This is a genomic window from Prescottella soli (genome assembly GCF_040024445.1).
Classification (GTDB): Bacteria; Actinomycetota; Actinomycetes; order Mycobacteriales; family Mycobacteriaceae; genus Prescottella; species Prescottella soli.
In genome coordinates, this window is the sequence record NZ_CP157276.1 from 1,156,484 (window position 1) to 1,181,005 (window position 24,522).

The following is a 24,522-nucleotide window of genomic DNA, read 5'->3' on the forward strand; positions in this document are numbered from 1 at the left end:
TCAGTACCACCGCATGACGATTACCGCGCCGCTGACACCCGCACCCGCGGTGACCATCACGACGATGTCCCCGCGTTCGAGCGTCCGCTCGCGCTCGGCCATGACGGTGCTGATCGGCAACGACGCCGAGGCCGTGTTCGCGACCCACTGCCCGCTGGTCGGCACCTTCTCCGCCTCGAGTCCGAGCACCTGCCCGAGGGTCCGCACCATCTGGACGTTGGCCTGGTGCACGAAGAGGTGGTCGATGTCCGCGATCGTGAGCCCCACCTCGTCGAGCGACTGCCGGAGCAGTACGGGGATTTCCCGTACGAACACGTCCACCAGCACGTACCCGTCCATGTGCAGTGGTTCGACGCCTGCCGAATCCGGTGTGCGATACGGGGTTCGCAGCGCCTCGACGAACGTGCTGTCGGTGACGAGATGGCTGGTGAGGATGCCGTAGCCGGGTGGAACCGGGCCCATGAGGTAGGCGCCCGCACCGTCGCCGAACAGCGGCGTGGTCTTGCGGTCGGCGGGCACCACGAAGTTCTCGATGCGGTGGGATCCGACGACCAGCGCGGTCCGTGCCTGCCCCATCCGGTGATACGCCTCGGCGGTCACCATCGCCTGCGCGAATCCGGCGCACCCACCGTCGAGGCTGAGCGCCGGCATGGGTCCCAGCCCCACGCGTGCGTGCACGTCCGACACCGGCGCCGGCACCTGCCGATCGGGTGTCGACGTCGCGACGATCAGCATCCCCGGTTCCTCCGCGGCCTCCGGCGTCAGCGCGCGCTCGCGCGCATCCTTCAGGGCCAGTCGACCCGCCTCGGCCGCCATGTCCGCGGTGTTCTCCCCTATCGCGGCCCGCCGGCGTTCGAGCACACCGGTCTTCTCGACGATCCACTCCTCAGTGACGCCTGCCGCGGCCCCGATCTCGGCGTTGGTCGACACTCGCTGTGGGATGTACATTCCCATTCCCAGAACGCCGTACCCCGCCGAGCCCTCGCCTCGATGTCGCGCGGACTGCATCACCGATCCCCCTCGTGCCTTGGACGCCGGACCTGCGCCGAAGCCCTGTTCTACACCAGACGACTGCACGCAGGGAGGGATTTCCGGGCATTCGTCCGGTTCCGGCCGCACGAAACCGACATGAACAAACGTCCAGGCGTTTTCGTGCAATTCACTCAAATCCCCCGAACGGCTGCTAGTTTTACCGACAGTGGCCAAGGGCCACATCTAGCCGATCTCACCCCAGAGGACTGAAACATGGGTTCCTTCACCACGCTCAGCGCCGTCATCGACAGCGTCAAGACCATCATGGCGATCATCCAGCAGCTCAGCTCCCTGAGCTGACTTCTCCCACACACGCCGAACGGGCCGGGCTCCACGAGTCCGGCCCGTTCGGCGTTCCGGGACCGGGTCGGATCGGCACCACCCCGGATTCCGTCCTGCGGGACGGAACTGGCATGACGGAGAACACATCCGACATCGTCGGCGCATGACAGCCGACGACACCCTTCAGCCGACCGCCTCCGACGCCCCGGTCGGCGAGGCGGCCGGCGCCGTGCAGGAGCCGCGCCTGGGCACCATCGTGGCGCTCGGATCGATGACGGCCCTGAGCCCCTTCACGATCGACATGTATCTGCCGGCGTTGCCGGACATCGCTGCGGCACTGGACTCCTCGTCGTCCGGCGCGCAGCTGACGATCACCGGCACGCTGATCGGGCTCGCGCTTGGGCAGTTGGTGATCGGTCCACTGTCGGACACGCTGGGCCGCAAGAGACCGCTCGTCGCCGGGATCGCGCTGCACATCGTCGCCGCGCTGCTCGCGGTCTTCGCCACCACCATCGCGATGCTCGGTGTCCTCCGCGTCTTCCAGGGCGTCGGTGCCGCCGCGGCCGCCGTGGTCACGATGGCGATGGTTCGAGACCTCTACTCCGACAGCGCGGTCGCGGTGGTCATCTCACGACTGATGCTCGTCCTCGGCGTCGCACCCGTGCTCGCGCCGAGTATCGGTGGCGCCCTGCTGGTGGCCGTGGACTGGCGCGGGATCTTCGTCGCCCTCGCACTGATCGGCGTCGTCATCGCGCTGATCGCCGTCTTCGCGCTGCCGGAAACGCTTCCGCCCGAACGACGTCGACCCGGCGGGCTGGGGCCGGTGCTTCGCACCTACGGAATGCTCCTGCGTGACCGCACTTTCGTCGCACTCACGCTCGTCGCGAGCGTCGTGATGGCGTCGCTCTTCGTGTACGTCTCGGGTGCGTCCTTCGTGTACCAGGACCAGTTCGACCTCGACCAGCAGCAGTTCGCTCTGGTCTTCAGCGCCGGCGCGTTCTCCATGATCGGGGCGACGCAACTCAACGTCCGCCTTCTGCGCCGGTGGACACCGCGCCAGATCGTGCAGTCGTCGTTGATCGCCGCGGTCGCCCTCGGCCTCGTCGCGGTCGTCGTGGCGTTCTTCACGATCGGCGGAATGGCCGGATTCGTCGCCGCGCTGTGGATCATGCTCGGGGCCGTCTGTTTCGTGCTGCCCAACGCGCCCGCGCTCGCACTGTCCCGTCACGGCGAGGCCGCCGGCACCGCGGCCGCCCTGCTGGGTTCGATGCAGTACGCCGTAGGTGCGGTCGTGGCGCCACTGGTCGGTCTGCTCGGCAACACCAGCACCGCACTGGTGTCGAGCATGACCGTGTGCCTCGCGATCGCGCTGGCGACGATGCTCGTGAGCGCGCGAATATCAGACCGACCGCCGCGTACATGAACCCGCACGCCCGGTGCACGAACCGACGCCGTCAGCGTGGGATGATCGGAGCATGCCGTCACCGTCGCCGCTGCCACTGGACCCCATCGAGGAAGCGCACCGCCAGTGGACGCAGCACGGCTGGGGTGCGGTGGCCGACGGGATGGCCGCGGTGACGTCGGTGATGCGGGCGCAGCAGATCATGATGGCGCGCGTGGAGGAGACGCTCAAGCCGTTCGGGCTGACGTTCTCCCGCTACGAACTCCTGACGCTGCTGACCTTCACCCGGACCGGCGCGCTACCGATGGCTAAGGCCAGCGCCCGACTCCAGGTGCACCCGACGAGCGTGACCAACGCGGTCGACCGCCTCGAGACCGCGGGGCTGGTGCGCCGCGTCCCGCATCCGACCGATCGCCGCGCGACGCTCGTCGAGATCACCGCCGAGGGTCGGGAGTTGTCGTTGCGCGCCACCGAGGAACTGAACGCCAAGGTGTTCGCGGAGCCGGGGCTGGCCCCCGACCGGCTCGACTCCCTCGTCCGGATCCTCGCCGAACTGCGCTACCGCGCAGGCGATTTCGATACCGGGGAGAAGCCCGGCAAGTGGCACTGACACGTCCGTGACAGACGTCGGCCCCGCATCGATCGATTCGATGCGGGGCCGAAGTGTCTTGCGCCGTACGCCTAGTGGTGCCCGAAGTTGGGGTCGCGCTTCTCGGTGAACGCGGCCATGCCTTCCTTCTGGTCTTCGGTCGCGAACGCAGAGTGGAACACGCGCCGCTCGAATCGCACGCCCTCGGACAGCGTCGACTCGAATGCCCGGTTGACCGACTCCTTGACCATCATCGCGATCGGCAGGGACATGTCGGCGATCTTCGATGCGGTCGCGATGGCCTCGTCGAGCAGGTCGATGGCCGGGACGATGCGAGCGACCAGTCCGGCGCGCTCGGCCTCCTCGGCGTCCATCGTGCGGCCGGTGAGGCACAGGTCCATCGCCTTGGCCTTGCCGATTGCGCGGGTCAGGCGCTGCGAGCCGCCGATGCCGGGCAGCACGCCGAGCTTGATCTCGGGCTGGCCGAACTTGGCCGAGTCGGCGGCGATCAGCACGTCGCACATCATCGCCAGCTCGCATCCGCCGCCGAGCGCGTAGCCGGCCACGGCCGCGACGATCGGCTTGCGCGCCGCCGCCAGACGGTCCCACGCCGAGAACCAGTCGTCGAGGTACATGTCCATGAAGGACTTGCTCTGCATCTCCTTGATGTCGGCGCCGGCCGCGAACGCGCGCTCCGAGCCGGTGATGAGAATCGAACCGATGCCCCGGTCCTTCTCGAACTCGTCGACGGCCGCGACGACCTCCGACATCAGCTGGGCGTTGAGCGCGTTGAGCGCCTCCGGCCGGTTGAGCGTGATCATGCCCACGCGACCGGTTCGTCCGATCTGAATGGTCTGGTAGTCCGTCATCGAGTCTCTCCGTTCGACCTGTCCCTGATGTCCCTGATGATCGCCGAGAAGTCCTCGCCGCCGTGCCCGGTTTCGTGGAACCTCCGGTACAGCTCCGCGGCCCGCATACCGAGTTCGGCGTCGACGCCGTTGGCGCGCAACGCGTTCGCAGCCAGCCCGAGGTCCTTGTCCATGAGCGCGGCAGCGAAGCCCGGCTGGTAGTCGTTGTTGGCGGGGCTGGCCGGGACCGGACCGGGCACCGGACAGTTGGTGGTGAGCGCCCAACACTGGCCCGACGCGTTCGACGCGACGTCGAACAGCGCCTGGTTGCTCAGCCCCAGCTTCTCGCCGAGCACGAACGCCTCGCTGATCGCGATCATCGAGACTCCGAGGATCATGTTGTTGCAGATCTTCGCGGCCTGCCCGACGCCGGGGCCGCCGCAGTGCACGACCTTGCGGCCCATCACCTCGAGCAGCGGATGCGCCGCCTCGAAGTCCGCGTCGTCGCCGCCGACCATGAACGCGAGCGTGCCCGCCGCCGCGCCCATGACGCCACCCGACACCGGCGCATCCACGCCCCGGTGACCGGCCTGCTCGACCAGTTCGTGCGCGGCGCGGGCATCGGCGACGTCGATCGTCGAGCAGTCGACGAACAGCGTGCCCTGGCGCGCAGCGGCCAGCAGCCCACCCTCGTACAGACCGATCACGTGCTTGCCGCTGGGCAGCATCGTGATCACGACGTCGGCCTCGGTGGCGGCCTCGGTGGCGGATCCCACGACCGTGATGCCGTCGCGTTCAGCCTGCTCGAGCGCGGCCGGCGCGAGGTCGAAGCCCCGCACGACGTATCCGGCCTTGGCCAGGTTCGCCGCCATCGGTCCACCCATGTGGCCGAGTCCGACGAATCCGACGGTGATGTCGCTTGTGCTCATCGCACTTCCTCCCCACTCACGAGTGCTGCGGCCAAACCGAGTTCGGCTTCGCCGAGCGACTCGAAGAATCGATCCACGTGTTCGTCGGTGACCGCCTCGAGGGTCGACGGCGACCATGCGGGGTTACGGTCCTTCTCTACCACCTGCGCGCGGATGCCCTCCACGAGATCGCGGGATCCCAGGCACGCCAACGACACCCGGTACTCCTGATCGAGCACCGCCTCGAGCGTGTCGAGTTCGCGTGCCTGCCGCAACGCCCGCAACGTGACCTTCGCGGCGGTCGGGGACTTCGCGAGGATCTGCTCGGCGGCCGCGGCCGCCTCGGGAACACCACTCGATCGCAGATTCGCGACGATCTCCTCGACGGTGTCGGCCGCGTACGCGGCATCGATCCAGCCGCGCTGCGCGGCCAGTTCCGATGCCGGGGCGGGCTGTGCGAACCGCGCGATCGCGTCTTCGACGGTTCCGGTCGCGAGCGCCTGCTCGAACTCCGCGAGCCGGTCGGACGGGACGAAGTGGTCGGCGAAGCCGCTCACGATCGCGTCGCCCGCACTCAACCGCGCCGTCGTCAGCGCGATGTGGGTGCCGAGTTCACCCGGCGCCCGCGACAGCAGGTAGGTGCCGCCGACGTCGGGCACGAAACCGATGCCCACCTCCGGCATTCCGATGGTCGACCGTTCGGTGACGATGCGGACGTTGCCGTGCGCCGAGACGCCGACCCCACCGCCCATCACGATGCCGTCCATGATCGCGACGTACGGCTTGCCGTACCGGGCGATCGCGGCGTTGAGAACGTACTCGTCGCGCCAGAAGTCCTTGGACCCGTTGCCGCCCTCGCGGGCGTCGTGGTAGATCGAGACGATGTCGCCGCCCGCGCACAGCCCGCGTTCACCGGCGCCGGTGAGCAGGACGGCACGCACGGACTCGTCGTCGGCCCACTCGAGAAGCGCCGGGGCCATCGTCTGCACCATCGCGTGGTTGAGGGCGTTGATGGCCTTGGGCCGGTTGAGGGTAATGCGGCCGAGGCCGCCGACCCGCTCGACGATGACTTCAGGTTCGCTCACGCCGCACCCACCGAACCGACCACCGAGCGCGCAACGACGATCCGCATGATCTCGTTGGTGCCCTCGAGAATCTGGTGCACCCGCAGGTCTCGCACGATCTTCTCCAATCCGTATTCCGCCAGATAGCCGTAGCCGCCGTGCAACTGCAACGCCTCGTTCGCGACCGTGAAACCGATGTCGGTCGCGAAGCGCTTCGCCATCGCGCACAACTCCACCTTGTCGGCGGTGTCCGCGTCGAGCGCGTCCGCGGCCCGCCACAGCAGGGTCCGCGCGGCCTCGAGTTCGATGCGCATGTCGGCGAGCCGGAACTGCAGCGCCTGCGACTCGATCAGCGCCGAACCGAACGCCTTCCGCTCGCCGAGGTAGCCGACGGCCTTGTCCAGCGCGGCCTGCGCGCCGCCCACCGAGCAGGCGGCGATGTTGAGCCGCCCGCCGTTGAGGCCCTTCATCGCGATGCGGAAGCCCTCGCCCTCGCCGCCGAGTAGGTTCGCCGCCGGCACCCGCACCTCGTCGAGGATCACCTGCCGGGTCGGCTGGGCGTTCCAGCCCATCTTCTTCTCGTTGGCACCGAACGACAGTCCCGGCGAGTCCTTCGGCACGATGAACGCCGAGATGCCCCGCGCGCCGGCGTCGCCCGTCCGCGCCATGACGACGTACACGTCCGAGGTGCCCGCGCCGGAGATGAACTGCTTGACGCCGGTCAGCAGGTAGTCGTCGCCGTCGCGAACGGCCTTGGTGGACAGGGCCGCCGCGTCGGAGCCGGCACCGGGCTCGGTGAGGCAGTAGCTGCCCAGCTGCTCCATCGAGGCGAGTCCGGGCACCCAGCGCCGACGCTGCTCGTCGTCACCGAACTCGTCGATCATCCACGTGACCATGTTGTGGATCGAGATGTACGCCGCGATCGACGGGCAGCCCGTGGCGAGCTGCTCGAAGATCCGGACGCCGTCGAGCCGGGTCAGCCCCGAGCCGCCCACGTCCTCACGAATGTAGATGCCGCCCATGCCGAGCGCACCGGCCTTGCGCAGCACGTCCACCGGGAAGTGCTTGGTCTGGTCCCACTCGATTGCGTGGGGCGCCAGGAATTCCGCGGCGAAGTCGCGCGCGGTGTCGCTGATCGCGCGCTCGTCGTCGGAAAGTCTGAACATGGCCTTAGCTCCTAGTCCATCGTCGTGATGCCGGTAATCGCCGTCGTCACAGGGATTTCGCAATGATCCCCTTCATGACCTCGTTGGCACCTGCGTAGATCTTCTGCACCCGCGCGTCCTCGTACATGCGGGCAACGAGGTACTCGCGCATGTACCCGTAACCACCGTGCAACTGCACGCAGCGGTCGACGACCTCGCACTGTTTGTCGGTGAGCCAGTACTTCGCCATGGCCGCCTCCGCCGCGTCGAGGTCGCCCCGCAGGTGTTCCTGGATGCAGTGGTCGAGGAACACCTCGCACGTCCGAGCGATCGTCTGACACTCGGCGAGTTCGAACGCCGTGTTCTGGAACTCGAACAGGCTGTGGCCGAACGCCTGTCGGGATTTGACGTAGGCGACGGTCTCCTCCACGGCCCGGTTCATCGCACCCGACGCCTGGGCCGCGATGATCAACCGCTCCTGGACGAGTTGGGCGATGAGCTGACCGAACCCTTGCCCCTCCTCACCCAACAGGTTCGAGACGGGAACCCTCACATCGACGAAGGACAGCTCGGAGGTGTCCGCGGAGTGCTGCCCGACCTTGTCGAGCACCCTCCCCACCGTGAACCCGGGGCAGCCCCGCAGGTCGACGATCAACAACGACACTCCCCTGGCGCCGGCCTTGGGATCGGTCTTGACTGCCAGGACGATCACGTCGGCGGAGGAACCGTTGGTGATGAACGTCTTCGAACCGTTGACCACGTAGTGGTCGCCGTCCCTGACTGCGGTCGTCCGGATGGCCTTGAGGTCGGACCCGGCTCCCGGTTCGGTCATCCCGATGGCGCCGAGGATCTCCCCAGACGCCATGCCGGGAAGCCAGGTCCGCTTCTGCTCCTCGGTGCCGTACTCGTTGATGTAGTGCGCGACGATTCCGCTGTGCACGGAAATCCCGAACGCCAGGTCACCCGAGTAGCCCTGTGCCTCGAACACTGCGAGATCGTGCGCGAATGTTCCGCCGCCGCCACCGTATTCCTCGGGGATCGAGCAGCAGAGCAGTCCCAGCTCTCCTGCCGTCAGCCACACGTCGCGATCGATGCGGCGCTGCGCCTCCCACTTCTCGTTGTTGGCGACGACCTCGCGTTCGAAGAATCCGACCGCAAGTTCGGAGAGCGCCCTGACCTCGTCGTCGTGCCAGGTCGGTACGTACTTTTTCACTGTCGAAGTCCTCGAATCGGTCGTCCGTGGGTTCTCGGGGCACTTGATGCACCCGAAGTGGTTGGCCCGACACCGGTCTCATCGACCGGCGCCGTCTCAGTCCATCGTCGGGATGACGAAGTGGTTCGACGCCTCTTCCTTCTTGCCCGACGGCCAACGCTGCGTCACCGTCTTGGTCTTGGTGTAGAAGCGGATCGAGTCCGGACCGTGCTGGTTGAGGTCGCCGAATCCGGAGCGCTTCCAGCCACCGAACGTGTGGTAGGCGATCGGGACCGGGATCGGGACGTTGACGCCGACCATGCCGGTGTCGACGCGGGCGCAGAAGTCGCGGGCGGTGTCGCCGTCACGGGTGAAGATCGCGACGCCGTTGCCGTACTCGTGCTCGGACGGCAGGCGCAACGCCTCCTCGTAGTCGTGCGCGCGCACCACCTGCAGGACGGGACCGAAGATCTCCTCCTTGTAGATCCGCATGTCCGGCGTGACGCGGTCGAACAGCGTTGCGCCGGCGAAGAATCCGTCCTCGTGGCCGTCGAGCGCGAAGCCGCGGCCGTCGACGACGAGCTCGGCGCCCTCGTCGACACCGATCTGCACGTAGTTGTTCACCCGGGCGAGGGCGTCGGCGCCGACGAGCGGACCGAAGTCGGCGGTCTCGTCGTCGGAGCGGCCGATGCGGAGCTTGCCGACCCGCTCGGTGAGCTTCGCGACGAGCGCGTCCGCGGTCTCCTCACCGACCGGCACCGCGACGGAGATCGCCATGCAGCGCTCGCCCGCGGAGCCGTAGCCGGCACCGACGAGCGCGTCGGCGACCTGGTCCAGGTCGGCGTCGGGCATCACGATCGCGTGGTTCTTCGCGCCGCCGAAGCACTGCGCCCGCTTGCCGTGCGCGGCCGCGGTCTCGTAGATGTACTGCGCGATCGGGGTGGAGCCGACGAAGCCGAGGGCCTTGACTCGCGGATCGGTCAACAGCACGTCCACGGCGCCCTTGTCGCCGTTGACGACGTTGAACACGCCCGGCGGCAGCCCGGCCTCGAGGAACAGCTCCGCGATCCGCAGCGGCACCGACGGGTCTCGCTCGGACGGCTTGAGAATGAACGCGTTGCCGCACGCGAGCGCCGGCGCGGCCTTCCACAGCGGAATCATCGCGGGGAAGTTGAACGGGGTGATGCCGGCGACCACGCCGAGCGGCTGACGCATCGAGTACACGTCGATGCCGGTGCCGGCGGACTCCGTGTACTCGCCCTTGAGCAAGTGCGGGATGCCGGTGGCGAACTCGACCACCTCGAGGCCGCGCTGGATGTCACCCTTCGCATCCGGGATCGTCTTGCCGTGCTCCGAGGACAGCAGGCGCGCGAGCGGATCCATCTCCTCCTGGATCAGCTGCAGGAAACGCATCAGGACACGGGCGCGGCGCTGCGGATTCCACGCCGCCCACTCGCGCTGCGCCTCGACAGCGTTCGCGATCACGGCCTCCGTCTCCGACTGATCGGCGAGCGGAACACGGGCCTGCACCTGCCCCGTGTTGGGGTCGAAGACGTCGGCGAATCGGCCCGATGCCCCGGGGATGCGCTTGCCGCCGATGAAATGAGAGAGCTCTCGAACGCTCATTGTCCGAACCCGTCCTTTGCTGGTCGTCACGGAGACGCGAAGGAGACGTGCGTCACCTCCGACATTCTTCGCTCATCCTATAGTTGGAAGTCCATGTAAGTCCAGGGTTTGATCCCGACAATTGCCCGAACCGCAGGTAGAGGGCGGATTCCTCGGACACAATGGCGATCCCAGCGCCTGGATTCAGCGATCGCTTCCCGGACGGAGATCAGCCGATGGACTCCCTGAGCGAACCGAGTCTCGACACCCTCGATCAACCGTTCTCGCGTCGGACCTTCCTCGGCGGCGCCGGCGCCCTGCTCGTCGCGGGCATGGCGGGCGCGACCACCCACGCGACCGCGTCACCGCGACCCGCGCGCGCGGGTCAGCCCGGCGAGCTGCCCCACCGCCCCAACATCGTCGTCGTGATCACCGACCAGGAACGCCTACCGATGTTCTGGCCCGGAGGCTGGCCCGAACAGAACCTGCCCAATCGCAAGCGCCTCGCCGACACCGGACTGTCGTTCGACAACGCGTTCTGCAACGCGGCCATGTGCTCCCCCAGTCGCAGCACGTTCTTCACCGGGCTCTACCCCGCCCAGCACGGTGTCACCGCGACGCTCACCGAGGGCAGCACCGTCTCGCCCACCGAGCCGACCCTGCCGCTGGACATCCAGAACATGGCCAGGCTGCTCGACTCCGCCGGGTACAACGTGCATTACCGGGGCAAGTGGCACATGAGCAAGGGCGCCGACGGCGGCGATCCCTCCAGCGCGGAGGTCGCCGCGTACGGGTTTCAGGGCTGGATTCCACCGGAGGGCGGCCAGGACACCAACCCCGACCACTTCGGCGGTGGCTGCGCCGACCTCGACGGCCGCTACGCGTCCGAGGCCGTCGGCTTCCTCCGCGGCCTCGACCCGAACGACGACCGCCCGTTCGCGCTGATCGTCTCGTTCGTCAACCCGCACGACGTCCTCGCGTACCCGCAGACGTGGGACGCGATCAACGGCACGTGCGACAACTACGGCTCCGACGCCCCCGGCATCTTCGAGCAGGGCATAGACCTCCCCCCGACCTACGACGAGTCCCTGGCGCTGAACTTCAAGCCCACCGCTCAGATCCAGTCGCAGGTACTGCTCGCCGCCGGACTCGGCCCGCTGCCCGGCCAGGAGTCGGCCCGCAACTACGTGAACTTCTACGCGTACATGCACAGGGTGGTCGACGAGCACATCGGCGCGGTGCTCGACGCCCTCGAATCCCGTCCCGGGATGCGTGATTCGACGGTCGTGATCCGGATGTCCGACCACGGGGAGATGGGTATGTCGCACGGGGGGCTGCGCCAGAAGGTGTTCAACGCGTACGAGGAGACGCTGCGGGTGCCGATGGTGATCAGCAACCCGGTGATGTTCCCGCAGCCGGTGCACACCGGAGCGCTCGCATCGCTGATCGACGTCATGCCCACCCTCGCAGCACTGGCGCACGTTCCGGACCGGTCCGCGTGGGACTTCAAGGGTGTGGATCTGATGCCGATCGTCACCGATGCCGCCGCGAACCCGAGCGCGCCCAGTGCCGAGGTGCAGGACGTCGTGCACTTCACCTACGACGACCAGAACTGCGCCACCCCGGACGGGCAGAACATCGTCACGCAGCCCAACCACATGCGCACCATCCGCGACCACCGGTGGAAGTACTCGGCGTACTTCGACCCGGCCGGTGTCACGCCACCGCAGTACGAGATGTACGACCTGCAGACCGACCCGCTGGAACTGCACAACCGCGCCGACCCGCTGAACATCGGCTACTTCGATCCGGTCCAGGCGGCCCGGATGCACGCGACCCTGTTCGAGGTCATGAACAGGTGCGGCACCACACCCCAGCGCGGACTCGCACCCCTTCCGCTCGTCGGTTCGTGACGACGCGCGGGCGGCCACCACGATCACGCGGTGGCCGCCTCACCGGGAACCGGACCCGTCGGATCAGTGCACCAGTTCCAGGAACTGCATCGGAGCGGTGTCGGTGAATCGGCCCGTGACGTTGCCGCCGAGTCCGCCTTCGAGTGCGGTGTCACCGATCAGGTCGAGCTTGCGGGCGGAGGCGCCCTCACCGAAGTCCAGTTCGGCGAGGTTCACCCAGACGACGTTGGGTCGCGTGGTCGACGAGAAGACGAACTGCCTGTTGGTCAGGTCGGCCACCGTCTGCCAGATCGTCTGCGACGAGTACGGCTTGCCCGGCTCGGGCACGCGGAACGGCTGGGCGGCATTGCGGATGACGCTGAACATCCCCGCGACGGCCTCCACCCGGGTCTTCGGCTCGGGCAGGTGCCCGACGTAGTGCGCGGCGCGCGCGAACCGGTCGGACGCCTGCGTGGTGCCCGGAAGCGGCTTGTCACCGCCGAAACCCGCGACCTCCTGGAGCATCTCGATCTGCTTGTCGTAGGTGGGCGAGTTGGTCATCACGCGGTAGCTGCGGTCGTGCCAGACACTCGCGACACCGCCGTCGACGTACTCGACGATCGCCGAGTCGCCGGTCGCATCGTCGAGCGCCAGATGCACCGCGGGAACCTCACCCGTCGCCGGATCCCCCAGTGGCACAACCTGAACCTTGGTCTCGTCGATCCATGCGACGGCATCGGCGACCGTCGCGAAGTTGTCGAGGAAGTACTGCAGCCAGATCGCCATGCTGAGCGCGGGCCGCGACTTGTCGAATGTTCCGTACTCGGATTCGGTCAGCCAGAGAACGTGGCCGGACAGGCCGGCCTCGTTGATCCCGTCGACGGACATCATGTCGAAGGCACCGGCCACGACACTTCCGTACTTCGAGGTCCAGCGGAGCGATCCGCCGACGCCGTCGTTCCGCTCGATTCCCCGAGGCAGGGACCAGAGATTCGTCCCGGTGTCTCGGTGGTAGTCCATGTTGCGGCCGACGAGCACCGATCCCGCGGCATCCGGCCACATCACCCTAGTGCACATTCGCTCCACCTTTCGTGGTCGAGAGAGCAGATCTGTCAACGAGGCATGGAGGTGAACCGGACAAAATGCTAGCAGCGATTCGGGCGCCGAGGCGGCCCGGAGAACTGTCGACGTGTCGCGTAATCAGCTTGGGGTGCAGTCGCTCTCACTCAGGTCACCGGACGCGAGGAATTCGGTGACCAAACCGCCGCACGACGAACCCACGGTGGAGCCGTGGACGCCATCCTCGATCGTGAGCAACCGGCCACCGATGGCCGCCTGCGCATCGAGGGCCCACCCGTACGGGGTGACGTTCTCGACGCGGTGGCCGATGATCAGCAGGTCGGTGCCGGTGTTCGCGACCGCTGTCGGCTCCGCCGGCAGGGGCCAACCGCTACACAGGCTGATGCCGGGAACATCGGAGTCGGCGGGGAACTCGATGCGCCGCTGTGGGTTTCGTGCGATATCAGCGTTGAGCGCCCGGTGTGCAGCCAGCTGATCGGCGGTGTCGCCGACCGGGTCGAGGCTGTTGCAGATGTACGCGACGCCGGCGGCCCCGTTGACCGCGCGGTCGAGGAAGTCCGACGTGGCCGGGTCGACCGGGGCGTCGTTGTCGTCGGGCGCCGGAGGAGTACCCGGCGGGATCTCGGGATCGTCGGGCGCCGGGCCTCCGACGCCGACCGGTCCGAGGTCGGCGGGCTCGGGCACGACCTCCGGCGGGACGTCCGGATCGGCCGCAGCGAGGGCGCGCAGCGCCTCCTCCGTCGAGGTGCCCGTGTAGTCCATGCTGTCGAGCACCACTCGGTGCAGATGGCCGGGGAACCGGGATTGCAGCTCGGCACCGAGGACCGTGCCCCACGAGACACCGAGGAAGTCGACGGTGTCGAGCCCGAGCGCCTGCCGCACCCGGTCGAGGTCGCGGGCCGCGTTCGCGGTGGTCAGGCTCGCGACGAAGTCGGGGTCGGCGTCGATGCAGTCCCGGTTGGCGTCGGCGATCGCATCGGTGTAGGTCGTCAGGGTCGCGTCGTCGCGCAAGTCGGGGGCGTCGGGCTCGGTGCAGGTGACGCTGGTCGAGGACCCGATCCCACGCAGATCGATACCGACGACGGTGCCGCCGAGCCCGAGATCCGATGCCACGGTCGCCGCCATGCTGCGACCCTCCACGCCCGGGCCGCCGGGATTGACGAACGTCGTCGGCGCCGTCGGATCCGTGCCGACCACGCGGCTCAGCGCGAGCTCGACCGTGCGGCCGTCGGGGTGGGCGTAGTCGAGCGGGACGTCCACCGACGCGCACTGCAGGCGGTCGACGACGCCCGGCTCGATGCCGAGATCGGTGACGTAGGCCGCGAGGTCCGAGCAGGGCCCCCACGCCACCGTGGCGGGGCCGCCACCGCTCGGGCTGCCGCAGCCGGACACGGACACAGCACCCAACGCGGCAGCGCTGAGCAGTACCGTCGCCCGACGAAGCCTCACGCGATTCCTCCTGTGCCGATCACACGCCGGGCTCCACGGTAGAGGCTCACCGAAACCGCGCTGGTCGGCGCCGCCTCACCGCGACGTCAGGTACTCCGATGTGGCGAGGTCGGCAGGGAAGAACGATTCGATCGCGAGCTCGGAGACCGCGACGTCGAGGGGTGTCCCGAAGACGGTGGTCGTGCTCAGGAACGCCAGCTCACGGTCCCCCGCGCGAATGCGCAGCGGGACGACGAGCGCCGGCCCGGGTTCGGCGGGGGCCACTCCACCGGGATAGTCCGCGAGTTCGGCGCGGAGCCGGCGCAGCTCGGGGTCGCCGGTGACGTCGGCCTGGTGGTCGAGTCGGTGCAACACGTGGGCCCGCCACTGCGCGAGGTTGGTGATGCGCGGCGCCATCCCCTCCGGGTGCAGGCTGAGCCGCAGGACGTTGGCGGGCGGCTCGAGCAGCCAGCCGGCGGCACCGTCGGTCAAGAGCGCCACCGCGTCGTTCGCGTCGACGAGGTTCCAGTGCCGGTCCACCACCACCGCCGGCATCGGGGCGTGCGCGGCGAGGATGGAGGCGATCGCGTCGGCGACGACGGCCATCGGCACATCCGACAACACGTGCTCCGGGTACGCCGGAGCGAAGCCCGCCGCGAGCAGCAGCGCGTTGCGGCCTCGCAGCGGGATGTCGAGGTGCTCACCGAGACGGAGCAGCATCGACCGGGTCGGTTGTGCGCGACCGGTCTCGAGGAAACTCACGTGCCGCGCCGACACCTCGGCCCGGTTGGCCAGGTCGAGTTGGGTCATCCGGCGCTGGCCACGCCACTGCCGGATCAGCTCGCCCACCGTCTCCTGTGACCGCGTCATGCGGTCGACCCTAGGCGGTCTCGGTAGCAAGCCCCATTACCTCCGAGGTAATCGACCGCAGACCCGCAACCGAGCAGTGTCGTCCACACAGGCCGCGGCGAGCGGCCGGGACCGAAAGGGATTCACCATGAGCGACTTCGATTCATTGATCCAGCGCTACCTGGATGCCTGGAACGAGACGGACGCCGACAAGCGCAACGCACGAGTCACGGAGCTGTGGGCCGGGAACGGACGTTACGTCGACCCGATCGGCAGCGCCGAGGGGCCCGACGCGGTGAGCGCCCTCATCGGGTCGGTGCAGCAACAGTTCGACGGCATGCGCTTCGAACTCGTCGGCGACATCGACGCCCACCACGACCAGGCCCGGTTCACGTGGGCGCTCGGTCCGGCCGGCGCCGAACCCCTCGTGATCGGTTTCGACGTCCTCGAACGGGACCCGGCCGGGCAGGTGCGCCTGGTACTCGGATTCCTCGACAAGGTCCCCACAGCCTGACCTCTCCCACCAACGACAACCCGGAGGAATCATGTCCGCATTCGCAATAGCCCACCTGCGGTCCGTCGACTTCGGCGCCGACGTCGTCGAGTATCTCGAGCGGATCGACGCCACCCTCGCGCCGTTCGACGGCCGCTTCGTCGTCCACGGATCCGAGACGACTGTCCTGGAAGGAGACTGGGAGGGCGACCTCGTCGTGATCGAGTTCCCCAGCCGGAGTTTGGCATTGGAGTGGTACCACTCCCCCGCGTATCAGGACATCGTCGGTCTGCGCACCGAGAACTCCGATGGCACGGCCATCATCGTCGACGAGGTCACCCATCCGCACCGCGCGACGGACGTGATCGTGCGGGCGTCGTAGGTTCGTCAGACGGGCGCGGCGGCCAACTGCGCGAGCATCGCGAGGTTGGCCGCCATGCCGTCACGCCACACGCTCAACCGGCGGGCCACGATCGCACCCTCCTTGTCCGGGTGCTTGTCGATGAAATCGGAGAGCGGGGATCGTCCGGTGCCCACCTTGGCCCACTGCCGAACGATGGAGCCGTCGCCGTCGGATTCGACCTCGAAGCCCCAGACAGCCAGGGGCGCTTCGACCGAGCCCACGCACCACACCCAACGTCGACCGGCCTCGACCTCCACGACCTCGGATTCGGTCTGCCACTCCCCCATCTGCGGGTTGGCGTTGTATCCGCGGAACCGGGCGCCGAGGGCGACACCCGTTGCCCCGTCGAGCCACTCGACCCGCTGCAGTTCGCCGTCGGCACGGGTGGGCAGTTCGATGTCGGTGACCAGCGCCCACGCCTGCTCGGGACTGCACGACAGACGTTCGACGACCTCGACGGTGGGGGTGTCGCGCAGACGCATGAGGCTCCTTCAGTTTCGGGTTCGCGGTTCGGAGGTGACGCAACGCCGATGCTCCGGCACGCTGCGTCACCCCACGCGGTCACGAACCGAAGATCAGCAACTGCGAAACACTGCCGAAGAGGTTCATCAGAAAGGCGAGACCTTCTAGGGACGCCATACCGAGTGGGCGCAGCGCCTCCGGCCAATCCGCAAACGGGTCCGGCGGAGGCGGGGTCGCGCTCGCGACACCGCCGCCCACGAACAACAACACACCCACTAATGCGACGACTGCTGTAGCTCTGGTCCGGTTCATGTCCCATCTATCCGACCAGACGGTCCGAACGTTAACGCCGACGCCGGAACCCGCTCCCCAGCGCGCGGTAACACTCGTCGAGGTCACGCAGCGCCGCGGCCACGTCGGCCTCCTCCTCGACTCCCGCGCGCAACACCTTGCGCAGCAGCGTCGCATCGAGATCATCCGGGGCCGAAGCAAATTCGATCTCCGGCAGTTGCGCGTACCGCACGTCGTCGCCGAAGTGGTCGTGATCGGCGTCGGGGCCGGTTTCCTCGTCCTCGCCGCCGACGGCCCGCATCAGCGTGTCGAGGTGGAGTCCGCGCACCGTGAGCATCGTGGTCGGGTCGCGGTCGACACGCTCGGCCAGCAGGTACGCGACGGCGGCGACGTGCTTGCAGGGCCACCCGGGATCGGGGCACGTGCAGTCGAAGTCGAGCTCGCGTCCGCCGTCGGGCAGCAGCATCGGCGCCAGTTCCTGCGGCACCGACCCGGCGGCGAGCGCGGCGAGCGTACCCGGTGTCGACCGGATCGTGTCGACCAGTTCGGCGGTGTGCTCCTCGTCGAGGGTGCTCAGCGTCAGGACCGCGGTGAACGGCGCGATCTGGCTGCCCTGCACCTCGCCGGTGACACGACCGGCTGCGATGTCGAGCGCGATCACCTGCCCGCCGCGGGCGTAGGTGCGGCCCCGGCTGAGTCGACCGGTGTCGCCGACGCGTTCGAGCGCTTCGATCAGCGCGCGCCCCCACCAGCCGCGCGCGAACGCGCCCCGCTTGGACGCGGATTCGACGCCGCCGACCACGGGGCGGCGCTTGCCGAAGGCGCTGAAGTCCGGACGACCCCGTTGTGGACTCATTCGCCCACCGCCTCGTCGCCGAGGATCAACAGGTCGTGCAGTTGGTCCGCACTCATCTCGGTGATCCACTTCTCGCCGGTTCCGATCGCGAGGTCCGCGAGTTCCTGCTTGTTCGAGATCATCGCGTCGATGCGCTCCTCGAGCGTCCCGACGCACACCAGTTTGCGCACCTGGACGTCACGCCGCTGCCCGATCCGGAACGCACGATCCGTCGCCTGGTTCTCGACCGCCGGGTTCCACCACCGGTCCAGGTGCACAACGTGATTGGCAGCGGTGAGGTTCAGGCCGGTACCGCCGGCCTTGAGGGAGAGCAGCATGATCGGCGGGCCGTCGTCGCTCTGGAACCGCTCGACCATCCGGTCGCGTCGCGCCTTGGGGACGCCACCGTGCAGGAAGGGCACGTCCACCCCGAACCGCTCGGCCAGGTACGGCTCCACCAGGTCGCCGAACTCCCGGAACTGTGTGAACAGCAGCGCCCGTTCCCCGTCGGCGGTCACCGAATCGAGGATGTCCTCGACCAGGCCGAGCTTGCCGGACCGGTGCCGCCCGCGGCGCAGCACCCCGGACGCGTCGCCGAGGAAATGCGCGGGATGGTTGCACACCTGCTTGAGCCGGGTGAGCGCCGAGAGCACCGCGCCCTTGCGCTGCATGCCCTCGGTGTCCTTGATCTTCTTCAGCATGTCGTCGACCACGGCCCGGTACAGCGCGGCCTGCTCGACCGTCAGGTTGGCCCGCACCGTCATCTCCTGCTTCTCCGGCAGATCGGAGATGACGGAGGGGTCGGTCTTGACCCGACGCAGGATGAACGGTGACGTCACCGCTCGCAGTCGCGTCACCGCGGCCTCGTCCTGCTCCCGCTCGATCGGTACCGCGAACCGGGCGCGGAAAGCCTGTGGACTGCCGAGCATTCCACGGTTGGCGAAGTCGAGGATCGACCGCAGCTCGTCGAGCCGGTTCTCCACCGGTGTGCCCGTGAGGGCGATGCGGTGTTCGGCCGGGATGCTGCGCGCGGCGCGGGCCTGCGCGGTCGCGGAGTTCTTGATGTGCTGCGCCTCGTCCAGCACCACCCGGCGCCACGTCTGCTCCCCCAGCGCGGCGGCGTCGCGCGCGAGCAGCGAGTAGGTCGTGATGAACAGGTCGCTGGATCGGACCGCGGTCGCCAGGTCCTCGCCGCGGCTGCGATCGGCTCCGTGGTGGACGTGGACGCGCAGGCCGGGCACGAACCTGGCGGCCTCGCGCTGCCAGTTTCCGACCACCGACATCGGGGACACCAACAGCGTCGGCTTGTCGGATCGCTCGTGCGCGAGCAGCGCCAGCAGTTGCAACGTCTTGCCGAGGCCCATGTCGTCGGCGAGGACGGCGCCGAGTCCCGTCTCGCTCATGAACGCCAGCCAGTCCAGACCCCGCTGCTGGTAGTGCCGCAGCTCTGCCCGCAGACCGGGCGGCGTCGGTACCGGCGACGGCTCGAGGGTGCCGTCGAGCAGCGTGCCGACCCAGCCGGTGGCGTTGACCTCGTCGACCGGGACGGGCGGCCGTTCCGCCTCCGTCAGCTGCCCCAGCAGGCCTCCGAGCGTCCCCTCGTTCGCGGAATTACGCTGCGTCACATAGCGGGCCGCCTGCGCGAGCACGGTGGCGTCGGCCTGCACCCACTGCCCACGCAACCGCACCAGGTCGCTCTGGGTGTCCGCGAGCCGTGTCAGCTCGTCCGGGGTGAGGACGATGTCGCCGAGTGCGAGTTCCCAGTCGTACCCGACGATCTCGTTCATGCCGACGGCGCGGTCCTCGGCGGCGGCCGGCACCGGTGGCGAGGACACCTTCACCCGCAGCGACGGCGATGCGGCCGCCCACGCACGCGGCAGCAGCAAGGCGATCCCGGCGTGCTCGAGCGCCCGGGCCCCGTGCAGCACCAGGTCGGTGACCACCGCGGTCGGGAGCAGCAGATCGAGGCTGTCCGGATCGGTGGGCAGGTCGCGCAGCCGCGGGTACGCCGCGACTGCGGCACCCAACTTCCGGACCGCGATCTCGAGCAACCGGGATTCCGTGCGGTGCAACCGGATCGGCGCGGGCGCCTCACCCTCGGGTCGCAGGCACACCTGCAGGCGCCACAGTGCGTCGTCGGCGAGGTCGGACTCGTCGCCCTCCCCGAGTTCGGGTTCGAGCAGCCGCAGCACCAACTCGGGCTCGTCGGCCGTGAGGCTCTCGCGCCACGCGTCGAGACCGCTGGCCATCCGATGGTTGCCGCCCTCGTACGGTTCGCCGCGGAGCAGCGCCCGCAGCAGCGGATGCTCCGAGTCCCGGTCGCCGAGCAGCTCCCGGACCACCGCGTCGGTCAGTTCGGCGACGAAGTCGTCGAGGATCTCGCGGGGGCCGCCCTCGAACCGCTGCACGGGCGGCATCGCCGCCGACAACTCGGCCAGCCACGCCCGCTGACGTTCACCGCCCAGCAGCCGCCACCGCGGCCACCAGTGCCCCTCCGCCCTGTACAGCTCGGGCACGACGCGGCCGGCACGCGCCCACCGTTCGACACCGCGCGCCACGTGCGCCAGGTACCGCAGATCGCCCGAGACGTGCGGGGCGTCGTCCGGGACGGCGAGCAGGACGTCGGCCGCCTCGGCGGGCGCGAGCGCCAGAACCGGCACCCGCTGCGACTGCACCCCGACCGGTCCGGGGACCTGCACGGTGTGGTGGCGACGGAAACGGCGCCGCAGCACCCGGCCGAGCGGCTCGGGCAGATCGGGCAGCTCGGACTCCGGGCCTCGCCACAGCAAGAGGCCCGCGCCCGGCGACCAGAGCCCGTGCAGCATGCGATCCATCCAACCAGGCCCCGCCGACATGCCTGGAGTTCGCCCCGCCACCAGGCCATACTGGGCCCAGACGGAAGTCTGGAGGCGGTCATGCCGATCATGATTCAAGTCTTCGAACAGGTGTACTCGCCCAACACGCCGTGGCAGCAGCGCAAGGTCGCGTTCGTCGACGCCGATCACATCGTCGCGATGCGCCTCGACGGTCAGGCCGGGGTGTGGCTCGACGTCACCAAACACGGCGAATCGCACCGGCTGGCCACCACCGGGTCGCCGGAGCAGGCGATCTACTTCCTCCTGAGCATCTTCGGCAAGATCGCCGAATGCCGGCAGAACGGCGGCTCGTGGCTCATCGGCCACGACGGTGTCGACGCCGGCACGATCCACGCGGCGAAGTTCCCACACTCCTGACCGGCACCGTCCAATACATCGGCGGGATCAACCTCCCGCGCGGTACCCGGGATGCACGTTGGGTGTGAGCTCGTGGCTCGCCGCGATCTTGTTCAGCAGGCTCGCGAGGGTGTCTCGTTCTTTCGCGGTGAGCGCTTTCGCCATGTCGGCTTCATGGGCGGCACCGACATGGCGCATCCGACCCATGACCGCGTGCCCTTCGTCGGTGAGTTGAAGTTCGTAGATTCGCCGGTCGCGCGTGCTCCGCTCACGAGCGACCAGGCCCTTCTTCTCCAGTCCGTCGATCAGAACGACGACGCGGCTCGGGGCGACGCCCAGCCTGTCCGCGAGAGCCTGCTGGCTGAGACCCGGCTCGGTGGCGATGAGTCTCAGGATCCCGACATCGCTGGGCTGCACGGAAAGAGCCTCCAATCGCTCCGCGAAGCGTGCCGCGGCGAAGGCTCCCACTTGGGAGAGCAGGAAGCTCACGGGAGGCGTGGCGAGGGGGTGTCGAGGCTTTTGCGTGGGGTCGGGCACCACACAACGCTAGCGCAACTTAATCATTCACTGCTATGAATGATTCATGACAAATACTAAATCGCTGTCCGGTCACGTCGCCTTGGTCACCGGGGCATCGGGCTCCATCGGCGCCGAGGTCACCCGGACGCTCGCACGACTCGGTGCCGACGTCGCTGTTCACGGACGTACCCCAGCCGCTCTCGACGCGCTCGCCTCCGAGGTGCGCAGGGAGGGCGGCGCCAGCGCCGGCTACGTCGGAGATGTCAGTGACGCCGATCATCTCGCCGAGGTCGTAGCCGATGTGGCACAGAGACTCGGGCCGATCGACGTGCTCGTCACGCTCGCCGGCGGCGCCGGGGCGCCCGTTCCGACCGCGACCCTCGATCCCGATCGGTGGAGAAGTGTGATCGACACGGACCTGACGTCGGTGTTCCTCACCATTCGTGCGGTGCTCCCCGGGATGCTGGAGCGGGGCGGGGGGCGGATCGTGACCGTCGCCTCGAGTGCCGGTCGTCGACCGTCCCAGGCAAACGCGGCCTACGCTGCCGCGAAAGCAGGCGTGGTCATGCTCACCGAGCACATCGCGAAGGAGTACGCAGAGTCGGCTGTCCGGGCCAACTGCGTGGCGCCCTCAATCATCGAAACCGCCGCACTGAACGAGCGCATACCTTCGCCACAGCTCGACGCGATTGCCGCCCGGGTACCTCTGGGCCGCATCGGACAGCCTGTCGACGTCGCCGAAGCGATCGCCTTTCTCGTCAGCGACCGCGCGTCGTGGATCACCGGGACAACTCTCGACGTCACAGGAGGAATGACGTTATGACCGCCACACTCACCAGTCCGCGGCGCCCCCGAACAGGGCCGCCGTTGCCGCCCATCGCGATCGCGACCGTCGCACTCTTCATAGCCTCGCTGATACTTCCGACAGTTCTCGCCGGAGGCGCGACCTACCCGTCCCCCTACTCCGACGAAGCCGCCATCGTCGAGTACTTCCGCGCCGATACCACCCCGGTCCTCGTCACGGCACTACTGCAGTTCGCCGCCGCGCTTCCGCTGGCGATCTTCGCGGCCACGGTGTCGGTGCGGCTGAACCGCCTCGGCGTCCGTGCGCCGGGGCCGACGATCGGTTTCGCGGGCGGGATTCTGGCCTCGGCGTCGATGGCCTCGTCGGCACTTTTCACCTGGGCTCTCACCCGGCCGGAGATCTTGGAAAGCACCGAGCTCGTGCGACTTGTGCACGACCTCGCGTTCATCACCGGCGGCCCCGGATTCATCGTGCCCAACGGCCTGCTCATCGCAGGAATCGCCGTGCCCGGTTTGATCGTTCGAATTCTGCCGCGCTGGCATGCCCGGGTAGGTCTCGGCATCGCCGGCCTCGCGATGTCGGCAACGCTGGCCGTCGCGCTTCCCGCGTTGTCGATCCTGCTCCCGATCGTGCGATTTACATCGCTGGCCTGGATCGTCGTGGCCGCGTTCGTCATTCCGACCGAGACCCATGTCATCAACAGGAAGGACCAGAAATGACCAACCCGATGCTCGAGAAACTCATCCGATTCCAGCGCCCCGAGCACACGCTGCCCTACGCTCGGAATCTGAGCGTTGAGACACTGTCCGGTATTTTCGGCACCGACGAGGACCAATATCGCTCCGTCCTCGAAGCCCTCGACGTCCAGCGCACGGAGGTGGCGGCCCGGCTCGCTGCCGACCCACAGGTCAGCGCACATCTCGAGAAGCTGCCGTTCGAACGGGGCGCGCGCCTGGTGGCCATCGGCGAGAGCACCACCGCCGACCGTCTTTCCTGGTTCGAGATTCTGCGCACGATCCTCGAAACACAGCGGCCTGATCTCGAGCTACGTTTCGCCAATCTTGCTGTCGCCGGCGCCACGAGCACGCAGATGCTCGCGGCGGTACCTGCGATCCGGCGGCAGTCCGCGGACTGGATGTTCTGCATGCTCGGCGGGAACGACTCCCAACGTCTGGGCTCTGCTGACGGACCCCAGTTGGTGACCCGACAAGAGACACTGCGAAATCTCACCGAGCTGCGCGCCCAAGCATTCCCGGATGACAACTCTCGCTGGGTATGGGTGACCCCGACACCGGTCGACGAAACACTGGTCGCCGCATTCCCGTTCTTCCGCGACTCCGGAATCTCGTGGACGAACGCCGATCTGTCATCGCTCGCCGCAGCGATCCTCGACATGCCCGGCCTCGCAGTCGACAGCACGCCCGCCGTTTCCGATCCGCACGGGTTCACCGAGGACGGCCTGCACCTCAGCATCGCGACTCAAGAAGCGCTCACTGCCCGAATTCTGGAAGCACTCTCCGAAGGTGATGAGCAATGAAAATTCTCCTGCTCGGCGCGACCGGTGGAACCGGAGCCGAAGTGCTTGCCCAGGCTGTCTCTGCTGGACACGACGTTACTGTGATCGCCCGCCATCCGGAGAGAATCGCCCATCCGGAGAGTTCCTCGCTGCGAATCGTCCCGGGCGATGTTCTCGAGGCCGGCGACTGGAAAAACGCTGCCGCCGAGCACGATACGGTGCTCTCCTGCTTGGGAAGCACAGACCGGAAACGCCCCACGACGGTCTATTCCGAAGGAACCCTCAACGTGCTCGCCGCGATGGGCACGAGTCCGTCACGCCGGCTCCTCTGCCTGTCGTCTGCCGGACTCGACATCTCTCCGGACACGCCCGTCCTCCAGAGGATCGTCACTCGTCTCGTCGTCCAGCGGATGTACCGGCACGGGTACGCGGACATGAGACGAATGGAGGCGTCTTTACGCACCCAAGAGCTCGAATGGACAATCATTCGAGCGCCGATGCTCACGGACAAGCCCCCAACGGGCAACTACCGCACCGCTGTCGACGCGGGCTTGACCGACGCCAGAACCATTGCCCGTGCCGACCTGGCTCGGTACATGTTGTCTGCAATCGATGATCGCTCGACATGGAAAGCGACAGTGGAAATCTCCAGCGGTCCCTGATGAAGGTC

General features: G+C 68.1%; 24 protein-coding genes. 10 read left to right on the plus strand and 14 right to left on the minus strand.

Translation table 11 applies throughout. The annotated features are described in order from the left end of the window. On the minus strand, positions 1-948 hold the full coding sequence (locus ABI214_RS05380; protein WP_348606900.1) for a 3-oxoacyl-ACP synthase III family protein: 948 nt from the start codon (positions 946-948) through the stop codon (positions 1-3). A gap of 529 nt (positions 949-1,477) precedes the next feature. On the opposite strand from ABI214_RS05380, the gene ABI214_RS05385 reads away from it, so the two are divergent. Together ABI214_RS05385 and ABI214_RS05390 are read left to right on the plus strand one after the other, a co-directional pair. Then, the gene (locus ABI214_RS05385; protein ID WP_348606903.1) at positions 1,478-2,737 is read left to right on the plus strand and encodes a multidrug effflux MFS transporter; all 1,260 of its coding nucleotides are present in this window, start codon (positions 1,478-1,480) and stop codon (positions 2,735-2,737) included. Between the two features lie 52 nt (positions 2,738-2,789). Next, positions 2,790-3,326: a MarR family winged helix-turn-helix transcriptional regulator gene (locus ABI214_RS05390; RefSeq protein WP_348606906.1), complete on the plus strand. Its 537-nt coding sequence runs from the start codon at positions 2,790-2,792 to the stop codon at positions 3,324-3,326. Between the two features lie 71 nt (positions 3,327-3,397). On the opposite strand, the gene ABI214_RS05395 is transcribed toward ABI214_RS05390, so the two are convergent. The 6 genes from ABI214_RS05395 to ABI214_RS05420 form a co-directional block, all read right to left on the minus strand. Further along, positions 3,398-4,174 carry an enoyl-CoA hydratase gene (locus ABI214_RS05395; protein WP_348606909.1) on the minus strand — a complete coding sequence of 259 codons (777 nt, stop codon included), beginning with the start codon at positions 4,172-4,174 and terminating at the stop codon, positions 3,398-3,400. Continuing rightward, positions 4,171-5,082 (minus strand): 3-hydroxyisobutyrate dehydrogenase, encoded by a 912-nt coding sequence (gene mmsB / locus ABI214_RS05400; RefSeq protein WP_348606911.1) that lies wholly within the window; start codon positions 5,080-5,082, stop codon positions 4,171-4,173. The genes ABI214_RS05395 and mmsB overlap by 4 nt, the downstream gene beginning before the upstream one ends. After that, positions 5,079-6,146: an enoyl-CoA hydratase/isomerase family protein gene (locus ABI214_RS05405; RefSeq protein ID WP_348606913.1), complete on the minus strand. Its 1,068-nt coding sequence runs from the start codon at positions 6,144-6,146 to the stop codon at positions 5,079-5,081. The genes mmsB and ABI214_RS05405 overlap by 4 nt, the downstream gene beginning before the upstream one ends. Beyond that, positions 6,143-7,291, minus strand: a complete 1,149-nt coding sequence (locus ABI214_RS05410; RefSeq protein ID WP_348606915.1) for an acyl-CoA dehydrogenase family protein — start codon at positions 7,289-7,291, stop codon at positions 6,143-6,145. The genes ABI214_RS05405 and ABI214_RS05410 overlap by 4 nt, the downstream gene beginning before the upstream one ends. Positions 7,292-7,337: 46 nt before the next feature. Beyond that, positions 7,338-8,483: an acyl-CoA dehydrogenase family protein gene (locus ABI214_RS05415; RefSeq protein ID WP_348606918.1), complete on the minus strand. Its 1,146-nt coding sequence runs from the start codon at positions 8,481-8,483 to the stop codon at positions 7,338-7,340. 96 nt (positions 8,484-8,579) lie between these two features. After that, positions 8,580-10,088: a CoA-acylating methylmalonate-semialdehyde dehydrogenase gene (locus ABI214_RS05420; RefSeq protein ID WP_348606921.1), complete on the minus strand. Its 1,509-nt coding sequence runs from the start codon at positions 10,086-10,088 to the stop codon at positions 8,580-8,582. Between the two features lie 215 nt (positions 10,089-10,303). On the opposite strand from ABI214_RS05420, the gene ABI214_RS05425 reads away from it, so the two are divergent. Continuing rightward, a complete protein-coding gene (locus tag ABI214_RS05425) occupies positions 10,304-11,980 on the plus strand; it encodes a sulfatase-like hydrolase/transferase (protein WP_348606924.1) in 1,677 nt (558 codons plus the stop codon). 63 nt (positions 11,981-12,043) lie between these two features. On the opposite strand, the gene ABI214_RS05430 is transcribed toward ABI214_RS05425, so the two are convergent. The 3 genes from ABI214_RS05430 to ABI214_RS05440 all read right to left on the minus strand — a co-directional run bounded on the left by ABI214_RS05430 (position 12,044) and on the right by ABI214_RS05440 (position 15,337). Then, complete coding sequence (locus ABI214_RS05430; protein ID WP_348606927.1) at positions 12,044-13,036, minus strand: linear amide C-N hydrolase; 993 nt, start codon at positions 13,034-13,036, stop codon at positions 12,044-12,046. Positions 13,037-13,159: 123 nt separating this feature from the next. Next, on the minus strand, positions 13,160-14,488 hold the full coding sequence (locus ABI214_RS05435; RefSeq protein WP_348606930.1) for an alpha/beta fold hydrolase: 1,329 nt from the start codon (positions 14,486-14,488) through the stop codon (positions 13,160-13,162). Between the two features lie 75 nt (positions 14,489-14,563). Further along, the gene (locus ABI214_RS05440) at positions 14,564-15,337 is read right to left on the minus strand and encodes a helix-turn-helix domain-containing protein (protein WP_348606933.1); all 774 of its coding nucleotides are present in this window, start codon (positions 15,335-15,337) and stop codon (positions 14,564-14,566) included. Between the two features lie 127 nt (positions 15,338-15,464). On the opposite strand from ABI214_RS05440, the gene ABI214_RS05445 reads away from it, so the two are divergent. Next, positions 15,465-15,830 (plus strand): nuclear transport factor 2 family protein, encoded by a 366-nt coding sequence (locus ABI214_RS05445; protein WP_348606936.1) that lies wholly within the window; start codon positions 15,465-15,467, stop codon positions 15,828-15,830. A gap of 31 nt (positions 15,831-15,861) precedes the next feature. Next, entirely contained in the window at positions 15,862-16,191 is a 330-nt protein-coding gene (locus ABI214_RS05450) for a DUF1330 domain-containing protein (RefSeq protein ID WP_348606939.1), read from the plus strand. A 5-nt stretch (positions 16,192-16,196) separates the two neighbouring features. On the opposite strand, the gene ABI214_RS05455 is transcribed toward ABI214_RS05450, so the two are convergent. From ABI214_RS05455 to ABI214_RS05465, 3 genes are all read right to left on the minus strand, one after another. Next, positions 16,197-16,694, minus strand: a complete 498-nt coding sequence (locus tag ABI214_RS05455; RefSeq protein ID WP_348606942.1) for an SRPBCC family protein — start codon at positions 16,692-16,694, stop codon at positions 16,197-16,199. Positions 16,695-17,017: 323 nt separating this feature from the next. Continuing rightward, positions 17,018-17,821: an SWIM zinc finger family protein gene (locus tag ABI214_RS05460; RefSeq protein WP_348606945.1), complete on the minus strand. Its 804-nt coding sequence runs from the start codon at positions 17,819-17,821 to the stop codon at positions 17,018-17,020. After that, complete coding sequence (locus ABI214_RS05465; protein ID WP_348606948.1) at positions 17,818-20,625, minus strand: DEAD/DEAH box helicase; 2,808 nt, start codon at positions 20,623-20,625, stop codon at positions 17,818-17,820. The genes ABI214_RS05460 and ABI214_RS05465 overlap by 4 nt, the downstream gene beginning before the upstream one ends. A gap of 90 nt (positions 20,626-20,715) precedes the next feature. On the opposite strand from ABI214_RS05465, the gene ABI214_RS05470 reads away from it, so the two are divergent. Beyond that, the gene (locus ABI214_RS05470; RefSeq protein WP_348606951.1) at positions 20,716-21,033 is read left to right on the plus strand and encodes a hypothetical protein; all 318 of its coding nucleotides are present in this window, start codon (positions 20,716-20,718) and stop codon (positions 21,031-21,033) included. A gap of 27 nt (positions 21,034-21,060) precedes the next feature. Here the strand turns inward: ABI214_RS05470 and ABI214_RS05475 are convergent, their stop codons facing one another. Next, positions 21,061-21,549, minus strand: coding sequence for a MarR family winged helix-turn-helix transcriptional regulator (locus ABI214_RS05475; protein WP_348606954.1), 489 nt, complete (start codon positions 21,547-21,549; stop codon positions 21,061-21,063). A gap of 46 nt (positions 21,550-21,595) precedes the next feature. Between ABI214_RS05475 and ABI214_RS05480 the strand changes: the two genes are divergently transcribed. From ABI214_RS05480 to ABI214_RS05495, 4 genes are read left to right on the plus strand one after another with little or no spacing between them, the layout of a single operon-like run. Next, positions 21,596-22,354: an SDR family NAD(P)-dependent oxidoreductase gene (locus ABI214_RS05480; protein WP_348606957.1), complete on the plus strand. Its 759-nt coding sequence runs from the start codon at positions 21,596-21,598 to the stop codon at positions 22,352-22,354. Then, the gene (locus tag ABI214_RS05485) at positions 22,351-23,055 is read left to right on the plus strand and encodes a hypothetical protein (RefSeq protein WP_348606960.1); all 705 of its coding nucleotides are present in this window, start codon (positions 22,351-22,353) and stop codon (positions 23,053-23,055) included. Before ABI214_RS05480 ends, ABI214_RS05485 begins: the two co-directional genes overlap by 4 nt. After that, positions 23,052-23,873, plus strand: coding sequence for an SGNH/GDSL hydrolase family protein (locus ABI214_RS05490; RefSeq protein ID WP_348606963.1), 822 nt, complete (start codon positions 23,052-23,054; stop codon positions 23,871-23,873). The genes ABI214_RS05485 and ABI214_RS05490 overlap by 4 nt, the downstream gene beginning before the upstream one ends. Continuing rightward, positions 23,870-24,514, plus strand: a complete 645-nt coding sequence (locus tag ABI214_RS05495) for an NAD(P)-dependent oxidoreductase (RefSeq protein ID WP_348606966.1) — start codon at positions 23,870-23,872, stop codon at positions 24,512-24,514. The genes ABI214_RS05490 and ABI214_RS05495 overlap by 4 nt, the downstream gene beginning before the upstream one ends. Positions 24,515-24,522: the final 8 nt, after the last annotated feature.